This window comes from Paraburkholderia dioscoreae, from assembly GCF_902459535.1.
Taxonomy (GTDB): Bacteria; Pseudomonadota; Gammaproteobacteria; order Burkholderiales; family Burkholderiaceae; genus Paraburkholderia; species Paraburkholderia dioscoreae.
This window is the reverse complement of record NZ_LR699554.1, coordinates 484,160-499,880: the sequence shown is the minus strand read 5'-3', so window position 1 is coordinate 499,880 and position 15,721 is coordinate 484,160. Positions and strand designations below refer to the sequence as shown.

19 protein-coding genes are annotated in these 15,721 nt (G+C 58.5%); 6 read left to right on the top strand and 13 right to left on the bottom strand.

Annotated elements, in window-relative coordinates:
• Window position 1: 1 nt before the first annotated feature.
• A complete protein-coding gene (tssF, locus tag PDMSB3_RS22410; RefSeq protein WP_165187771.1) occupies window positions 2-1,927 on the bottom strand; it encodes a type VI secretion system baseplate subunit TssF in 1,926 nt (641 codons plus the stop codon).
• 964 nt (window positions 1,928-2,891) lie between these two features.
• Complete coding sequence (locus PDMSB3_RS22405; RefSeq protein WP_165187761.1) at window positions 2,892-3,158, bottom strand: hypothetical protein; 267 nt, start codon at window positions 3,156-3,158, stop codon at window positions 2,892-2,894.
• Between the two features lie 322 nt (window positions 3,159-3,480).
• Here PDMSB3_RS22405 and PDMSB3_RS22400 point away from each other — a divergent pair, with 322 nt between their 5' ends.
• From PDMSB3_RS22400 to PDMSB3_RS22385, 4 genes are all read left to right on the top strand, one after another.
• Entirely contained in the window at window positions 3,481-4,008 is a 528-nt protein-coding gene (locus PDMSB3_RS22400; protein WP_165187759.1) for a PAAR domain-containing protein, read from the top strand.
• 12 nt (window positions 4,009-4,020) lie between these two features.
• Complete coding sequence (locus PDMSB3_RS22395) at window positions 4,021-4,518, top strand: PAAR domain-containing protein (protein WP_165187757.1); 498 nt, start codon at window positions 4,021-4,023, stop codon at window positions 4,516-4,518.
• A 21-nt stretch (window positions 4,519-4,539) separates the two neighbouring features.
• The gene (locus PDMSB3_RS22390; RefSeq protein WP_165187755.1) at window positions 4,540-5,244 is read left to right on the top strand and encodes a M35 family metallo-endopeptidase; all 705 of its coding nucleotides are present in this window, start codon (window positions 4,540-4,542) and stop codon (window positions 5,242-5,244) included.
• A gap of 461 nt (window positions 5,245-5,705) precedes the next feature.
• Window positions 5,706-6,380, top strand: coding sequence for a hypothetical protein (locus tag PDMSB3_RS22385; protein WP_165187753.1), 675 nt, complete (start codon window positions 5,706-5,708; stop codon window positions 6,378-6,380).
• A 147-nt stretch (window positions 6,381-6,527) separates the two neighbouring features.
• Here the strand turns inward: PDMSB3_RS22385 and PDMSB3_RS22380 are convergent, their stop codons facing one another.
• The 5 genes from PDMSB3_RS22380 to PDMSB3_RS37930 form a co-directional block, all read right to left on the bottom strand.
• Window positions 6,528-7,058, bottom strand: a complete 531-nt coding sequence (locus PDMSB3_RS22380; protein WP_165187751.1) for a DUF3846 domain-containing protein — start codon at window positions 7,056-7,058, stop codon at window positions 6,528-6,530.
• Window positions 7,059-7,658: 600 nt separating this feature from the next.
• Entirely contained in the window at window positions 7,659-7,832 is a 174-nt protein-coding gene (locus PDMSB3_RS22375) for a hypothetical protein (protein WP_165187749.1), read from the bottom strand.
• Window positions 7,833-8,086: 254 nt separating this feature from the next.
• A complete protein-coding gene (locus PDMSB3_RS22370) occupies window positions 8,087-8,338 on the bottom strand; it encodes a hypothetical protein (protein WP_232064297.1) in 252 nt (83 codons plus the stop codon).
• Between the two features lie 23 nt (window positions 8,339-8,361).
• On the bottom strand, window positions 8,362-9,396 hold the full coding sequence (locus PDMSB3_RS37935) for a hypothetical protein (RefSeq protein WP_232064296.1): 1,035 nt from the start codon (window positions 9,394-9,396) through the stop codon (window positions 8,362-8,364).
• Between the two features lie 147 nt (window positions 9,397-9,543).
• Complete coding sequence (locus PDMSB3_RS37930) at window positions 9,544-10,713, bottom strand: DUF6531 domain-containing protein (protein ID WP_232064295.1); 1,170 nt, start codon at window positions 10,711-10,713, stop codon at window positions 9,544-9,546.
• 264 nt (window positions 10,714-10,977) lie between these two features.
• On the opposite strand from PDMSB3_RS37930, the gene PDMSB3_RS22360 reads away from it, so the two are divergent.
• A complete protein-coding gene (locus PDMSB3_RS22360) occupies window positions 10,978-11,136 on the top strand; it encodes a hypothetical protein (RefSeq protein WP_165187745.1) in 159 nt (52 codons plus the stop codon).
• Here PDMSB3_RS22360 and PDMSB3_RS22355 read toward each other — a convergent pair.
• From PDMSB3_RS22355 to PDMSB3_RS22340, 4 genes are all read right to left on the bottom strand, one after another.
• The gene (locus PDMSB3_RS22355) at window positions 11,131-11,373 is read right to left on the bottom strand and encodes a hypothetical protein (RefSeq protein ID WP_165187743.1); all 243 of its coding nucleotides are present in this window, start codon (window positions 11,371-11,373) and stop codon (window positions 11,131-11,133) included. The two genes, PDMSB3_RS22360 and PDMSB3_RS22355, sit on opposite strands and share 6 nt — an antisense overlap.
• A 197-nt stretch (window positions 11,374-11,570) precedes the next feature.
• Window positions 11,571-11,846 carry a hypothetical protein gene (locus PDMSB3_RS22350; protein WP_165187741.1) on the bottom strand — a complete coding sequence of 92 codons (276 nt, stop codon included), beginning with the start codon at window positions 11,844-11,846 and terminating at the stop codon, window positions 11,571-11,573.
• A gap of 417 nt (window positions 11,847-12,263) precedes the next feature.
• Entirely contained in the window at window positions 12,264-13,004 is a 741-nt protein-coding gene (locus tag PDMSB3_RS22345) for a CbtA family protein (protein ID WP_165187739.1), read from the bottom strand.
• A gap of 11 nt (window positions 13,005-13,015) precedes the next feature.
• The gene (locus PDMSB3_RS22340; protein WP_007176126.1) at window positions 13,016-13,249 is read right to left on the bottom strand and encodes a CbtB domain-containing protein; all 234 of its coding nucleotides are present in this window, start codon (window positions 13,247-13,249) and stop codon (window positions 13,016-13,018) included.
• Window positions 13,250-13,493: 244 nt separating this feature from the next.
• Here PDMSB3_RS22340 and PDMSB3_RS22335 point away from each other — a divergent pair, with 244 nt between their 5' ends.
• Window positions 13,494-14,087, top strand: coding sequence for a histidine phosphatase family protein (locus PDMSB3_RS22335; RefSeq protein WP_165187737.1), 594 nt, complete (start codon window positions 13,494-13,496; stop codon window positions 14,085-14,087).
• A 51-nt stretch (window positions 14,088-14,138) separates the two neighbouring features.
• Here PDMSB3_RS22335 and PDMSB3_RS22330 read toward each other — a convergent pair whose 3' ends face one another.
• Both PDMSB3_RS22330 and PDMSB3_RS22325 read right to left on the bottom strand, forming a co-directional pair.
• The gene (locus tag PDMSB3_RS22330) at window positions 14,139-14,585 is read right to left on the bottom strand and encodes a hypothetical protein (protein ID WP_165187735.1); all 447 of its coding nucleotides are present in this window, start codon (window positions 14,583-14,585) and stop codon (window positions 14,139-14,141) included.
• A 118-nt stretch (window positions 14,586-14,703) separates the two neighbouring features.
• Complete coding sequence (locus PDMSB3_RS22325) at window positions 14,704-15,717, bottom strand: alpha/beta fold hydrolase (protein WP_007176123.1); 1,014 nt, start codon at window positions 15,715-15,717, stop codon at window positions 14,704-14,706.
• Window positions 15,718-15,721: the final 4 nt, after the last annotated feature.

The following is a 15,721-nucleotide window of genomic DNA, read 5'->3' as shown; positions in this document are numbered from 1 at the left end:
ATCAGAAGACACCGCGCGTGCCGCCACGCGTCGGGAACGTAAAAATCTCGCCACGCTGCGTGGTGCGTACCGTGGTGCGCGTAAAGCAATGTGCCGAGACGTGCCGCGCGACGTAGCGCTCCAGCACCAGCGCGAACGCAAAGGGCGACCAGCCGTCGAGCCGCGACTCGTCAAAGGTGAGCGTGATCGCGATGCCGCGCGCGAGATGCAGCTCGCCGCCCCAGCGATGCATGTCATTGACCGCGCCGGCCGTTGCCCCGACCAGGCTGTCGAGAACACGGGCCATTGCCGGATCACCGGCTGCCAGATACGGGCGGAGCATCAGCCGCAGGCCCTCGCCGGGATTGGGCTCGTCGAATTCGTCGTCAAAGACGGCCAGCTCAAGATGAAGCTGGCGAACGAGCTCCCAGGCCGCGTCGCCCTGTGCGCCGAGCGCGAGCGGCGGCCTGGGCGCGGTCGGCCCGCGCACGAAGCCGACGCTCTCAACCGCCTTCGCGTCCGCCATCGTCAGGTCGTTCACGCCGTTGCGTGGCTGCACGCAGGGCAGATCTCCGTTCGTCAACCAGGCGTCGAAGGTAAGAAACCGCATGCCTGTTTCATCCGGCTCGCGGTTCTCGCCAAGGAGCGTGATCGCGGTATGCGTGCGCACGAACTCACGGTGCGTGTCATATCGCCGTTCGTTATCCGCCACCAGTTGCTGCTCGCGGCGCAGCATGAAATACCGCGAGTTGCGGCGGGTGTCGTCGGGGAGTGCGGCGCCGAGCGGCTGGAAGAGGAACTTCTCCGACTCCTCTTCCAGCTGCCCCCTGACACGATCTACCGAATGAACCTCGTAGTCGCCCGGCCGCTCCGCCACCGGCGTGAGCGGATGCTCGTGCTTCTCCGGGTGGATGGTGAGCCGCTCGCTCGTCGCGGGGTACAGATTGACGATAGGCGTGCAGTACAGCGCGAAATCCTGCACGCCGATCTGCTGGTCCAGTGTTGCCGCCTCGCGCGCGAGCAGCAGCACGATTTCGACCTCAGGGCCGCGGATATGCTTGAGCCCCGCAGCCAGCCCCGTGATCGTGAAGAAGCCGAATCTGGACGGGAGCGCAAAGAATTCATGGACCAGCCTGTGTCCGTGGAACTTCATGGCGACTGGACGCAACAGGCTTTCATGCGGCTCCAGCCCCGCGTGCTTCACTTGCATGTACGGCATGCCGGGTAGCTTTGCGCCATACAGATCGCCCTTTTTGAATTCACCCGGCACACCCATGACGATGCCGACCACGCTGGTATGGATCAATTCGAAGAGCTGGGAGGCCATCTTCTCCTCACCGCACAGGTACACGGGCAGTTCGTCCAGCGCTTCAAGACCGCGGAACGCCATGCCGTTGACGGTAGCAAGGCTCAGGCGCAGCGCCCCACGCACGCGCGACGCGTCCTGGCCGTCGTGGACGTAGCGGTAGAGCGCCGGAACGTCGGCGGGAATGCCAGTCGGCTTCGCGCGCGTGATAGCAACCGGCCAGAGCCTGAGCGGTTGGCTCGTGAGGAACGCGCACTCCGTTGCATCTTCGGCTGCGTGTACCGTGAGCCTCGTGCCACGCGCCAACGTCAGGCCCTGCGGACTATGCGGTGCCTCTGCATCGGGATAGAACCGCGCCACGCCCAGCGATGGCAGCGGCGCGGTCAGGTTCAGATCGACGCCATCCAGCTTGCGCAACGGGATGTCCAGCGAAAAACGATCGATACGCATCTGCGAGCGCGCCGCCGTTATCGCAAAGGACTGGAGCAGGTGCTCGACATAAGGGTCGCCCGCTTCACCTGCCTGCGCGCCGAGCCTGCGGGCAATCTTTGGGTGCTGCTGTGCAAACTCCTGGAAGAGTTCGTGGATGTAGCGCAGTTCGCCCTGGTAATACGCCGGTAATTCCGGGTCCATACTCGCCATGTCGGAATCCGTCACTTATCGGGCGACTGTGCTGCGGAAATATGCGGTGCAGGACATGACGCACAAAGTGGGAAAGGCATGAAGACGGCTCCGGTTTTGATCGTTACGGCTGCGTCGGATCAGGCGTGCAGGCACGTCGACGCGCACTGGATGCATGGCGGACCGGAGCCAGGCAAGGCCCCTTGCGGAATCAGGTTGATGCGGTGGATTTTCTTAGCAGGTCACGCGCTTTTTCTTGCCCAAGGTTTTCTATTTCCATTATCGAATTGGGATTGTCGGGTGTATATAGGAGCCGTGTAAAAATTGGTCAAACCGATAAATAGATAGGTATCCCGCATAAATATGAAAATGATTGATTGAGACCAAAATGCGGATAACTATTTAAGGTATGGGGAGGCGCCTTTTGCGCGCCAGCAGAATCGCATTGCGACGAAGATTCCGCACAACAAAAAAGGGCGACCGAAGTCGCCCTGAGGGTTCATGCCACGCCATTCCTTTCGCCCCGCCGTAGACTTTGCCGGACAAACCCGTGCCGTCGTTCGGAACGTCGCGATGGTCGCCAGCAGCGGAGCAGGGGCCTGTCAACCCCATGCGACGCGGGACGCATTTATCCACAGAAATTGTGCTCAAGCCTGTGGATAAGTTTCTCCCCACAGCGCTGAACCTGCGCCATAAGGCTTTGCGCGCCACGTGATGGGAAATTGAGCTTCCCCACAGGCCGCCAAACATCGTTCCCCCACGTTTCCCCACACGCTGCGGCGCGGGGAAAGTGCCTTTCCCCTCAACGGGAAAGGGCCGACATATCAGACATGTGTTTTGTAAAGCGTTCAAGCTAACGGCAATTCGGGTGCCGTTTCTACAAGTCACTTGTTAAAGCTGAAAGCTGACGGGTTGGTTGTGTACGCTGCGGCGCACACACGATGGGGAACGCTGCGGACTTTCCCCACGACGCGCGATGATAGGGCTACAGCTCCCAGCGCTGCCCGTCTTCCGTGACCAGCCAGGGCGTACGGCAGCACGGGTCTTCAAGCACCGGGACGCCATTGAATTCGTACCCGTCGTAATGAATGCCCGAGCGTCGCACGTGCAGTTCATCACACAGCATGCGCGTGTGGTCGGGATGAAGAACCAGCTCGACAGGTTGCTCCCCGCGATGTTCCTTCAGATACCGGTAAAGCCCATCCGTGATAAAGGCGCAGGCGCTCATGCCTGGCCGGAAACTCAATGTCATAAATCACACCCCCATGATTCTTCGATGGTAAGAAAGCCGGCCTCGGCAGGCTGGCTACGCAAGCCTCCAGACAGTTCCACGATACCTGACACGACCTGTCGAAGGTCAACCTGTGAACGCGCGCCAATGCGCCATGAATCAGTTGTGCCCTAAATCGGACTCGTCTGATACCCCCTTTGCGAAGGCAGCGTCAGGATCGCCCAAATGGGCGAAACATCTGCCCGCTGCGTCACCGGTTGCATTACCGGGCCGGTCGTCTTCGCTTACTTCACGGAGGTATCGGAATGCCTGGAAAGCAGCACTACAACACGGAAGGCTTTGCATGAGGCGAGCCATCCTGAAGCTGGGCGACAAGTCCACAAACGGCGGTGTGGTCACGGAAGGCATCGACAGTTGCACACACCATGGAACGCCAATCACATTCATCGGTGCTAGGGTCTGGTGCAACGGCTGCAAATCCGAAGGTGTGATCGGCTGGAAGGGACCACACCGGGACGCAACGATGATGGGCAAGCAGCAGGCGCTGGACGGCGATATCTGCCTCTGCAAATGCACACCGCCCCCTGTGATGCTCGCGTCACAGGACAGCGCGTGGCACTCGTTCACCCCTGAAGAATGGGCAGCGACGAGCGGCGGTGCTTTCGGCACTTCAATGACCAGTGAAAATCGCGGCACTTACGATGAGCAATACACCCTTACCGACAACGAAGGCTATCCAATTTCTGGAAGACGTTATCGCGTGCGTATCGGTTCGAACATCGTGGCAAACGGCGTCACCGATGCAAACGGAAAAACACAGCGCATCGCCACAGACACGAGCAAGCAGATACGGCTTGAAGTCGTCCATTAAAGAGGAATAGCAATGTTTGATCGACTCGTTGCGGATGGTGACCGCACTACTACGGGCGGCGAAGTGATCGCTCGCAGCAGTCAATATGACGAAGCTGGCCGCATGTACGCACGTGGGGAAAACAAGGCGACTTGTGGGAACTGCGATGGCGCGTGGCCCATCGCGGGCAGCGCGCGTGATTGGATGGACGATGGCTTCCCGATGGTTAAAGACCTGGACTGGGTTCTGTGCCCGTGCCGTAACAACCGCGTCCTTGCGGCGGCTTCGTCTACCGCATTCCATTCGGAGGGGAGGCAAAGCGAAAAACCCGCCGCACGACCAGCGAAGGCTCCTGTCTACGATCAGCAATATACGCTCAGTGACGCAGAGGGAAAACCATTCGCAAACACGCGCTATCGCGTACGCAGCGGCTCAGTCGTTATAGCAAGCGGTGTAACTGACTCACACGGCATGACGCAACGAATTTCGACAGATGAGTCGAAGCGGCTTTGTCTTGAAATCACACATTAAAAGGAAGCGGAGACAACTGGAATGAGTAATCTTGGAAACGGCAGCAAATACGAATTCGATGCGCACGAAAACGAAGAATGGTTCGAGGTTCACTCAACAGCAGTAACAAATACGAATCCCGAATCGATGATACACGTAACGATCGACACAACACCGATCTGCAAAAATATGACGGATCGGGAATTCAGCAAAACGGTTCTGGCGCTTAGGGATGACGCCGTTAAGGTAATTCAGCAGCGCCTGGCAGAACTCACCGCATGGACACCGGCCGCACAGGAGCGCGTAAGAATCTGGTTCGGTTCAACGGACGTAGCAACGAGGCAAACGCTCATGGCTGGATTGAGCGCGATGATGCCTGTTATGAACGCACTCAAAGCCTGGAATTTTGTGAGGCCGGATTCGTACATGGACCGTGCGACCGGATGCGTCCCAAACAGAAAAAATGTAAGTGGGGAAGCCGCCCACGTGTGCCGCCCCGATACCGCTACTCATACAATTGCAATACGGGATACATTCTGCACGATGCCGGACAAAACGGCCGGAACGATGGATTCGAAACAGGTTACTCTCGTTCACGAATGCACTCACTTCATCGATACTTTCGGATCAGTTGACTACAACAATACCTATGGACAATTACTCGGAAAGCGCCTTGCCCAAAACGAGCCGAACATGGCAATTCAAAACGCGGACAATATTGCTTGGTATGTCCTTTGTCCTGACTAGCCTATTAATGATATCCAGACCGGGAACGGCGAACGCATGCAGCTTTGCCTTGCAATACGGCGGGAAAATGGAGCGCAACGTTACCGCGTTATCGAATTCAGATCGATTCAAGTTGGCCGATTTGCTTGTTACTGCTCGGAGTAGCGCAGCAAACGGTGGTCCAGTGGTTATCTACGGACTAGCGGATGAACACGAACGCGATGCTGAAACCACAGCGCGCAAACGCGCTCAATCTGTTAGCGACTTTCTCCAGAGCTTGGGCGTGACGGCGAACCGGATCAACATCGATACCAAAATCTGGCGAACCAGTCCCCAGGCAACGATAGCGGAACGCAACCAGATCGAAGTCGAATTTGAACCCGCGTGCGGGCCTAACGGTTGTGACAATCCTTGCGGGCTTAGTGAACCGAGTAGATAGCGCTTGCCCCGCTTCGGCGGGGCTTCTTGATCGACTTTTCACCATGACAATCAAAACACAGTACATCGCACCCGTTTCGCTCTGGCTTGTCGTGCGCAAACGCTTCACCGGTACGGGGCTATTCATTGAACCTGCGTGGGTAGGCGACGGTACACAAAATGGCCCCGTGATCTTTACGTCACACATCCTCGCCGCTGTCTATGCACACATGCGGAACAAGTACCACAGCAACGATGATTCGGATAACTGGCGGGTCATGTCGTTGCAGGCGTTCGATCTGCTGGAGCATGTCCGGGACTGCGGCGGCAAGCTGTGGTGCATGATGGCATTTGCCGCGGTGCTGGAGGACGCCAGCTCACTGATCGTGAAGACGGGAGCACCCCGCATTAGGTACGTGCCACTCGGATTTGAGTCACCCAAAGATACCGAGATCGTAACGTTCTCGTTCGATCAATGGGTATTCGACTACATGCGTGACGAATTCAGGTCTATCGGTTTGCCCGACTACGAAATGCAACTCGAAGTAGTTGATGAAATGGACGATGCAACGCTGGCGCTCACGCTTAAATATGCAACTGAACGCATCAATGTATGCCGCGAGCCGTCCGAGCGCAAAGCAAGCCTATGGGGAGTTTATGACCCTGACGCTGGAGTTTGGGTTAGTGCCGAAGAGACGGACCGTAAGCCAGCCAAGCACACGGCACACCAACTGCACTGACGCGCAGCATAGCCACAACACGAACAAGTGACTTGAATGAGACGGCTGCACGTGAGTGCGCGCCGTCCGTCAAATGGCAATGCAGCGGAACGCGCATGCTGTGGCCACTGAGCGCGCGCTTTTGATGATAAGGGAAAAAATCACACCCTATGATTTTTCCTCCTGCTCCCACTGGATGCCTGACCGCACGGCGTCAACGGTGAGCGTCGCAGGCGTTTCCTCGCCATCGGGTCCAGAACCGCCGACGACCAGCGCACGCCCCAGCAGCGGCTCGTAGGGGAACAGCGGCGTGAAGAACGCGTGCTGCATGGGGCGCTGCCGTTTGCCTTCCTCGTCCACATACAGCCAGTCACTCTGCTCGGTCAGTATGGTTTCGATGTTCTCACAGCCGATCAGTTCATAAGCGCCGTTCGGCCCTGCGAACTTGCCGCTGTACTCGACCTCTTCAACGGTGCATTTTTCCGGGTCAATCAGCAGGCGGAATAGCGAATCTGGAGCTGCGGGTACGACAGTGCAGATCGACAGAACGGAAGCGAAAAAGATGGGTGCCTTGAAGGACACCCCGGAAGGAAGTGCCGCCCGCAAAAGGAAGGCGCCCAGATAGTAGTGCGAAATTAGATCCTGATAAACAGATACGCTTCGCATCATCAAGTCACGGGTAGCAGCGGAAGTGGGCACTGACACCTTTCGCCCCAGCGTGCACCTTGCCAAATAGTCCGGTGCCGTCATTCAGGATACGGCCATGATCGCCTGCGGTGGGCTTCCCTTCGCTGATGGTTTGCGAACGATTTTCCCCCACGGTGTTGCCCACACAATAGATGTCACAGTCGAATTCCAGCCAGCACCGAATCCAACATGTAAACATCTAACCCGTTGAGCTTAAATAGAACAGATGTTTGTGAGTGTGTTGCGTTGCGGGACAATTTATCCACACAAATTGTTCGCAAGTCCGTGGATAAGTATCTCCCCACAGCCCTCAACCCCACGCCATAAGGCGGGCCATGTGAGGGGAAATTGAGCATTCCCCACAGGCCGCCAAACATCGGTCCCCCACGTTTCCCCACACGCTGCGGTGCGGGGAAACTGCCTTTCCCCTCAACGGAAAAGGGCCAACATATTAGACATGTGTTTTGTAAAGCACTCAAGCTAACGGCAATTCGGGTGCCGTTTCTACAAGTCACTTGTTAAAGCAGAAAGCTGACGGGGCGGTTGTGTACGCTGCGGCGCACACACGATGGAGAACGCCAGGAACATCCCCCACGACGCGCGATGATAGGGCTACAGCTCCCAACGCTGGCCGTCCTCATTGAGCAGCCAAGGGGTCCGGCAGCAGGGCTCTTCAAGCACCGGGATGCCATTGAATTCGCGCCCGTTGTAGCGGACATCCGAATGTCGCATGTGCAGTTCGTCACATAGCATGCGCTCGTGGTCGGGATGAAGAACCAGTTCCACGGGTTTCTCGCCCCGGTGTTCTTTCCGATGCCGGGAGAGCCCATCTGTGATAAAGGCGTAGATGCTAATGCCTGGCCGGAACCTTAATGTAATAAATCACACCTCCATGATTTTTTGCCGGATCACGCTGCCACTCCTGCGGGGGAGCCGTGAAGAGAAGACCGCCTAAAGGCTGATTTGGCTCGTAGAACTAGCGGGCTACCCGGCGCTGCGACCAGAATTGCGATGGTCGCAGCGCCAGGCGCCTTGGCCAGTCACTCCTCTGGTGGCTCGTCAATGGGGTGCTGCGTGACGTTTAAACGCCTTTTGACCTCCGGGCGTCCCTCTGCGATTACGTTGAGCATTGCAACGCCGAGCTGTCGTGCTAATTCATCGTCGAATTCGAACTCTTGGTCGTCCACGAAGAAGGGGACTTCCATACATTCCGCCAAAAGTGGAGCCACGCTGGCTGATTCGACCATTTGCATGATCAATTGTTGTGGATCGTCGACGTAGGTGACAACCATTGAATATGGTGGACGTTTACGCATTAATACCCCCTACATTCCTGATATCTGTCAAAAGCGTTCTCCATGCAAAGGGCCAAGTTTCGCTTCCCTCTTGTCCCGGCCAATAGCCGGCATGCATCAACATCATTTTCATAATGTGCATGGCACGCAGCCTCATGGGATTCTCGACCACCACACTTCACCATTCCCCCATCCCCGCTCCCTGCACCAAAAAGCGAACTGTAAAGCGTTGACCGCTTCGCAGAACTCGTCAGATCCGGCACAAGCACTGGATGAGGAACCTGCGCCTGATCGCTCGCCATCAACTCGGTGGTTTCACGCCATGCCGGTAGTGGTTCGCCCAGTTCATCCCCGAATAGCTTACCTGTCGGCAACGCCTTCCAGGCCATGTAGCATTCGACGCACATGTCAGGAACGAATGCCGGAGCATCCGACTGAAGTCCTGTCAGGTTCGCGGGTGGCGCAACCGGGTCGTTCCCGAGTTCCCAGTTCGTCAGCCAGACACCCAATTCAGCATCACTGATCGGCTTCCACCAGGCGCCATTCGTTGACACCTGAGCCGTGCGCGAGGACACCGTACCATCTGGACCGTACCGATAATCGACTGCCAGTACTCGGGCGAGTCCACCATTTACCGAACTTGCCGGTTCGTTATACTGGAAGGACTTTACGCGACCGCGCTCATCGTATCCGATGCTCGCCTGACCGCTACTACCAGCTATCTGCGTTGCACGATTCTCAGAATTGCGGGCAAGCGTTCGCATCGACCAGCCAGATACGGCATCCTTCACAGACTCGGCATTGCCCCGTACGTCGTATGTGTAGGTCCAGTCTTCACGCTTCGAGCCGTTACGGGTGATCGCAGCCGACAGAAGACGGTTCGCCGGATCGTACCGTGCACCAACTGTCCACTGATTACCGGTCCCAACGGCCTGCATGCCCTGGTCGCCCGTCGGATCGGTCGTCTCTGTCTCGGCGTAGCCGGTGACGTTGCCGGCCTGGTCGTAGACAAACGCACGGATTTTGCCTGGCGTGGCGACCAGATGCGGACGCAAGGAGGTACTGTCGTTATACTCAATCGTCGTTACCGTCCTGTTACCAGAGACTGTCGCAACTGCTTTTGTCGGCCGGTTGGCGCCGTCCCACGTGTACTGTGTACTCCCATCCGGTGTAACGGTCTGCTTCAGGTTCCCTGATGTGTCCTATGTACGTGAGACCGCGCCACCAGGCGTAACAATTGAGCCGGGACGCGACGTATCTCCAACATCAAAGGAATACGTGCTATTGCCGGACATATTGCTAACAGTGGTCGTGTTCGTGCCATAACTAAGCGAAACGTTACGTGTCGTGTCCGGATGGGTGACCGAGATTGCGCGTCCGCTGGAATCGTAGGTCCATGTTGCAATCCGTGAACCGGATTCGTCCTTTATCCCGGTCATCGCATTGGGGAAGCGGGCATCCTCATAAAGGTACTGACGAACGTATCCAATCGGCGCGGTTACTGAAACAAGATTGCCTTTCGCATCGTACGCATAATGTGTCGCGTTGCCCGAAGGCGGCACTACACTCAGAACGCGACCATTACTGTCATATGTCAGACTAAGTGTCAGCCGCGATGCCGTCTGCCCGATCCGATCAACGGGCCACTGCGCGATCGAATCTATCTGTTGTCCAACGTATCCAACTTCACGATACATACCCGTGCGTGTTGTCTCGGAGTGAAACAGACCTGTGCTGACGGAGTATGTTTCGGTCGTGCCAAGCCGTTCGTCCTTCAGGTAGAAGTATCCGTCGCCAGCTTTCATGAGAGAAAGACCCGACGTACCCGGCACCGCCCACCCGCCGTTAACCCACTTGAAGATCAGAGGCTGGCCGTTACTCCGATACGCGGTGATTTTCGGCGTGCCTGCATTGACCGAGGTCAGATCAAGCCGTCGCTGCCAGTTACTTGCCCAGTACCCGCCCATCGCTACCTGCGCTTTGTCGAACGGCTTCGAAAGGTAGGTACGACTAAACACAAGCGGCGACGCGTCACCGCTTGCAAAGTCAGTTTCAGAGAAAGTCACAATCCCATTCGCGGGAAACACCGGGTCTGCCACGGGGCAGGTATCGTCTGGCGGGGTTTCCGTTGAATTGCACCACTGATCGATCAGGGCGAGGTCATTGATACACGCGTAGTTGCCCATTCCGCCCGGCGTGTTGCTCGTAACGTCGAGCTTGCAGGTCTTGGAGCCCGGCGTGGCGCCGGACTGGGCATACAGCGAAAAACAGTCGACTGCGTTAGCGCTGAACGCGAATATTAGCAACGAGAAGGCAGCCAGCAGGCGCCCCGCGAATCCGACTGTCCCACCGTGGAGTCTGGATTTTTTCATTCTTATCCCTATTGGCTTATTGTTTGAAACGTTTGATGCACACACACCGTATAGGGACCACCAAAAACGAAAAATCCGACAATTCCTAAATTTGCGACTTACTTACGCACACTCAAAATGTGACCCGGATTTACGGCTGCACGATGTAGGAATGCACAACAGGAACTGTCAGAATCAGCGGAGCAGACAAGAAGAAATAGCGTACCGGGAGATGCGGGTACGACATTGCTGATCGATAGAACGCAAGAGAAAAGGAGGAGTGCCATGAAGGTCACCCCGGAAGGTAGGTATTCAGATAGTAGTACAGATTTAATTTATATTCTTAAAACTGATGCACCTCGCATCGTCAAGTCACTTGCTGCGACGATAAGGGTGTATGCAAAACGTTTCACTGCGCGACGTCAGGAAAATCACACCCTATGATTTTTCCTTCCGTTCCCACCCGATACCTGTCCGCACCGCCTCAAGCGTGAGCGTCGCAGGCGTTTCCGCGATGCGCAGCGTATCGAAGAAGTATTTCCAGCGCGTCGTGTCCTGGCCTTCCATCACGTACGACACACAGAGCACGCCCTTGAGCATCGCAAACTCATCCGCGTTGCCCCGGAAGTAATCGATCAGCTTTTCAGTGCGAACCTTGCGCCCCTCAAGTCGTACGCTCATGATTCACCATCGTGGAGCATCCAGGACGGAACCGACTTCAGTGCCTGGTCTTTGAGTACACACACGTCTGAAGATCGTCCATATGCCGCGGCATAATGTTCGACCAGACCGTAGAGCCGGGCCACGGTGCGCTCACCACTGGCACGCCATGTCTCGACGGCAAGCCAAGCAGGCAATTTCACGAATGTATGGGGAGTTCACACTGTCACCATGTCCCGCGCGTTCCAGTACATGCGTTCGCGCGCCTCACGTTGTAATCCTTGTGCCAGCCCTTCGGCCATGTCCTGCGCTGTCTCCTTCAGATAGTCGCCGGCCTCCGACTCAATGCCCCACAACGAGTCGTTCACGTCATCGACCACATTGCCGTCCTCATCCAGCAGTTCGACCACGGCCAATCCACTGCCATCCAGCACAAGCGCCTGTTCAACAGCCTGCACCGACACCGCGATTTCGGCGGAAATGGATACTGACACCTTTCGCCCCGGCGTAGACCTTGCCGGGCAGACGTGTGCCGTCATTCAGGATGCGGCCATGATCGCCTGCGGTGAGCTTCAGGAGCATCCCTTCGCGAATTGTTTGCGAACGATTTTCCCCCACAATATTCCCCACAAAACAGATGTCACGGTCGGATTCTAGCCAGCGCCGAGTCCGACATGTAAACATCTGACCTGTTGAAATTAAACAGAACAGATGTTTGTAGGTGTATTGCGTTGCGGGAAAATTTTATCCACAGTTTTTGTTCAGAAGCCTGTGGATAACCGCCCCACAACAACCCCAACTCCTTGATGCACATACCTTCTTGACCACTGCGCGAGAAGCGAAGAGCGAGGGGCAAAGCGCCGGCCTCAGAGCGCAGCCACCCAAACCGGCTGCGCTCCGCACACCCACCGTCAGGCTGACTCGACCGCCGCCCGTCCGCTCACCCGCATAAACGCACCCCGCTCGACAAGCGCGCCGAACAGCAGTCCGATCGTCGTCCACATGATCGCCTGCATGCCAAGCGCCGCCACACGGAACTTCCACAGCAGCACCGCCGGAAAAGCCTCCGGCACTTCGTTGAGGGCCGGCATCGACAACTGCACGGCGGCGATAATCACAACGAAGACCAACCCCGCCACAATCGAGCCATTCCACGCGCCGAGTTTCGCGGCCGCACGGCGTCGGACCTTGAGCGAAAACACCATCGCGGCGAGCGAGATCGCAATCATCAGGAAGAACAGCCCTGTGCGCATTCCGATCGTCTCCGGGTCGCCGACCGAAGGCGGGTTCGCCGGGTACTTCAGGTTCGGAACGACCGCCAGCGCAATGAACGCGCCGAGCGCCAGCCACGCGGACAACGCGCGCGCGCTCAATGCCCCCATCCGCCCATACGCGTAAGCGAACACCAGCGAGAACAACCCGCCAAATGCCGCGCCGTAAACCACCACACCGGTCAACAAGCCGAGTCCGCGTTGTGTATCGCGGCTCACCAGCTCCGGTTCGGGCGCCTCGCCTTTCGCGGCATCGGCCTTTTCTTCGAATGAAATCGCCTGATTGACTTGCGGTTCGCCCACCACCCGGGCGAAGCCGAACGTGAGCAGTCCCGCAGCGATGCCTGCGAGCATCCCGCGTACCAACAATTTACCGACCATGTTCGACTCCGTTAGTGGCAAGGAAAGCCGAGCAGATGGCGGCCGTCGTGCACGAACTCATGCACGTACATACCCGGCACCAGCGATGTGGCGCCCTGTTCCGCACCCACGAAGTAAAGCGCAAGCAATAGCAGCAAACCGCCGAACACGAGCCACGGCAATAACTCGCGCAGCGGAATCGGCGTGGGTTGAGCAACGGGTTGGGAGGCAGGCTGAGAAGCGGAATTAAAAACGGCTTCAGTCATGATGGACATCTCCTGGGGTTACGCGCCCCGATAGTCATTGCAGAGGGATGATGCGAAGCTCAGGTCTGGCTTTCGGCTTGGGCTGCCGATTACAGTGGCGCGACCGCGCCGGGCTCTCACCGGCTTCCGCGCTTCGCAGTCCGGCTATTCTACGCGCTAAACTCCGGTACCCGGCAACCCCGGGCGGGCGCTTCGTGCCCAACCGGCGTCCAGCTCCGGCGTAGCCTCACAGGAAATGAACAGAATGGACACACGGCTGCTGATGATCAGCCACGCCTCGACCGCCGCCCAGCGCGCAGGCCGCTTTCCCGCCGACGACCCGCTCGACGCCCGCGGCCTCGCCGAAGCCCACGCCTACGCGGCGCGCACCACGCCGGCGCTCGGACAAGGCGCGGCAGCCTACGTCAGCCCTGCCGTCTGCGCGCGTGCTACGGCAGCGGCCTTGGGCCTTGCCGCATCGGTAGATGTCGGACTGGCGGATATGAACTACGGCAAATGGCACGGACGGCGGCTCGCCGACCTCGCCGTCGAAGCGCCGCAAGACCTCGCGGCATGGGCGCGCGATCCGGACGCCGCGCCGCACGGCGGCGAGTCGTTCAGCAACCTCGTGAAGCGGGTAGGAGAATGGCTCGATGCGCTACACCGCGCGGCGGATCCGGCATCGAAGCATACGCGCAACGTGATCGCCGTCACCCACGCGCCAGTGCTGCGGGCAGCAATTGTGTCTGCGCTGGGCGCATCGCCCGTGGTGTTTTCGCGCATTGAAATCGCGCCGCTTTCTACGATCGAGTTGCGGTGCTCATCGCGTGGCTGGACATGGTGGCCGGCGTCGCAGTAGCGGGTCTTGCGCGGCGACTCAAATCACCTGACTTAAATCACCTGACCCACATCACTTGCCCGACACCACCAGACGCAGCTTGTTCGCACCCGTCGGTGTCAGCGTAATGTCGGTGCGCTTGCCCTTCGCGCCCAGATAAAAATGCTGACGTCCCGGCGAATTCTGATCGTGCGTCGCGTCGGGCAGACACGACGCGACGTCAGCCGCTACGGCTTGCAGCGCGTCCGCGTTCGAACCGGCGTCGTGATGCGGCGTCCACGTGCATTGATAGCTGCCGCGGCTTGCCGAACATTGCGCGTCGTCGCCATAGGGTTGCGCGACGCCTTTGCCGTCGTCCGGCGTCAACGAGGCGAGACCGCCCGGTGCGGCCGCCACGATCCGTTTCAGCGACGTACATGGGCTAGGCGCATCGTCGGCATAGGCGCTGCACGGGAGCAAGGCGCCTAGCGATGCGGCGGCAAGCGCGGTGGCGGTGGCGACCAATCGGATTCTGTTCATATCGGCGCGGTCCTCGAAGTGACACACAGGTAGCATCAAACATGCATCAAGCGCAGTAGCACGCTTCGTGCCTATGTGCGCCGAGTGCATCACTCCATGAACCACTCCGCAACCCGCTTCACAGTCCGGCGCCGAACAAGGCAGCCAGCCCATGAGTCGACGAGAAAATCCCCTTGGCATCATGCCCGACCCCATCGATCACAAACGTCCGGTGCGTCGCCAATCCTTCCGGGTGCCGCGCCGCCATATAGCGCGCATAAGCCAGTCCGCGCCCGAGGCGGTGATGCCCCTGGGTTTGCGCGGCACAAGAACGATCGAGCGCCGGATGCTGCGGATCGCAATCTTCACCGCCGAGCAGCACCGTAACGTCACGCTGCGCATAGCGCGCTTCGAGCGCCGCAGCGCAAGCCGCGCTATCCGAGTCGCTCGCGTAAGCCGGCAAATCCTCGAGCCCATACTTCCAGCGATTGAACGACGGGCACATCGCCCGATCGAACGCCGCGAACTCGCCGGACGCGACGGGCCGCATCGCATCGAAGTACACATACGACGAAGGATTCGCGACCACATAGCGCACCGCAACACCACGCGCCGTAAGCGGCGCCTCGCTGTGCGCCACCACCGCATAGCGCTGCACGACCTGGCCGCCGCCAGAGTGCCCGGCGATCACCACCTCGGCAAGCGACGCGAACTGCTCACGCGAAGCGAGCGTTTGCAAAATCGCGTCGAGCACATCGAACGAACTGATCGGCGCGGGACCTTCGGCGTTTTCGCCGCCCATCCAGCTCGTCCAGTCCCAATGCAACGTGGAAGGCGGCAGCTCATGCGCCTCGACGTCCGCGGTCGCGAGAAACTGCGGCACGATCAGCAGCGTATCGGCCGCGCTGCCGCCGGCGAGCGCGCACGACAGCTCGGCGAGATCGAAATAAGTATCGCCGTTGCGCAGTCGGCCGTGAATCAGAATCACGGCGCGGCGGACTTCGCGCGTCGGCGCTAGCCAGTCGCCGTTCGCAAATACGGGCACCGTGCCGCTGCCGGCCCGCGTCGTAACGCTCAGATGCCGGCTCGCGACGACCGCAACCGGACGTTCATTCGGCGCGCGTTCGTCGTCTGTGATCAAAGGCTGGGTCATGCAA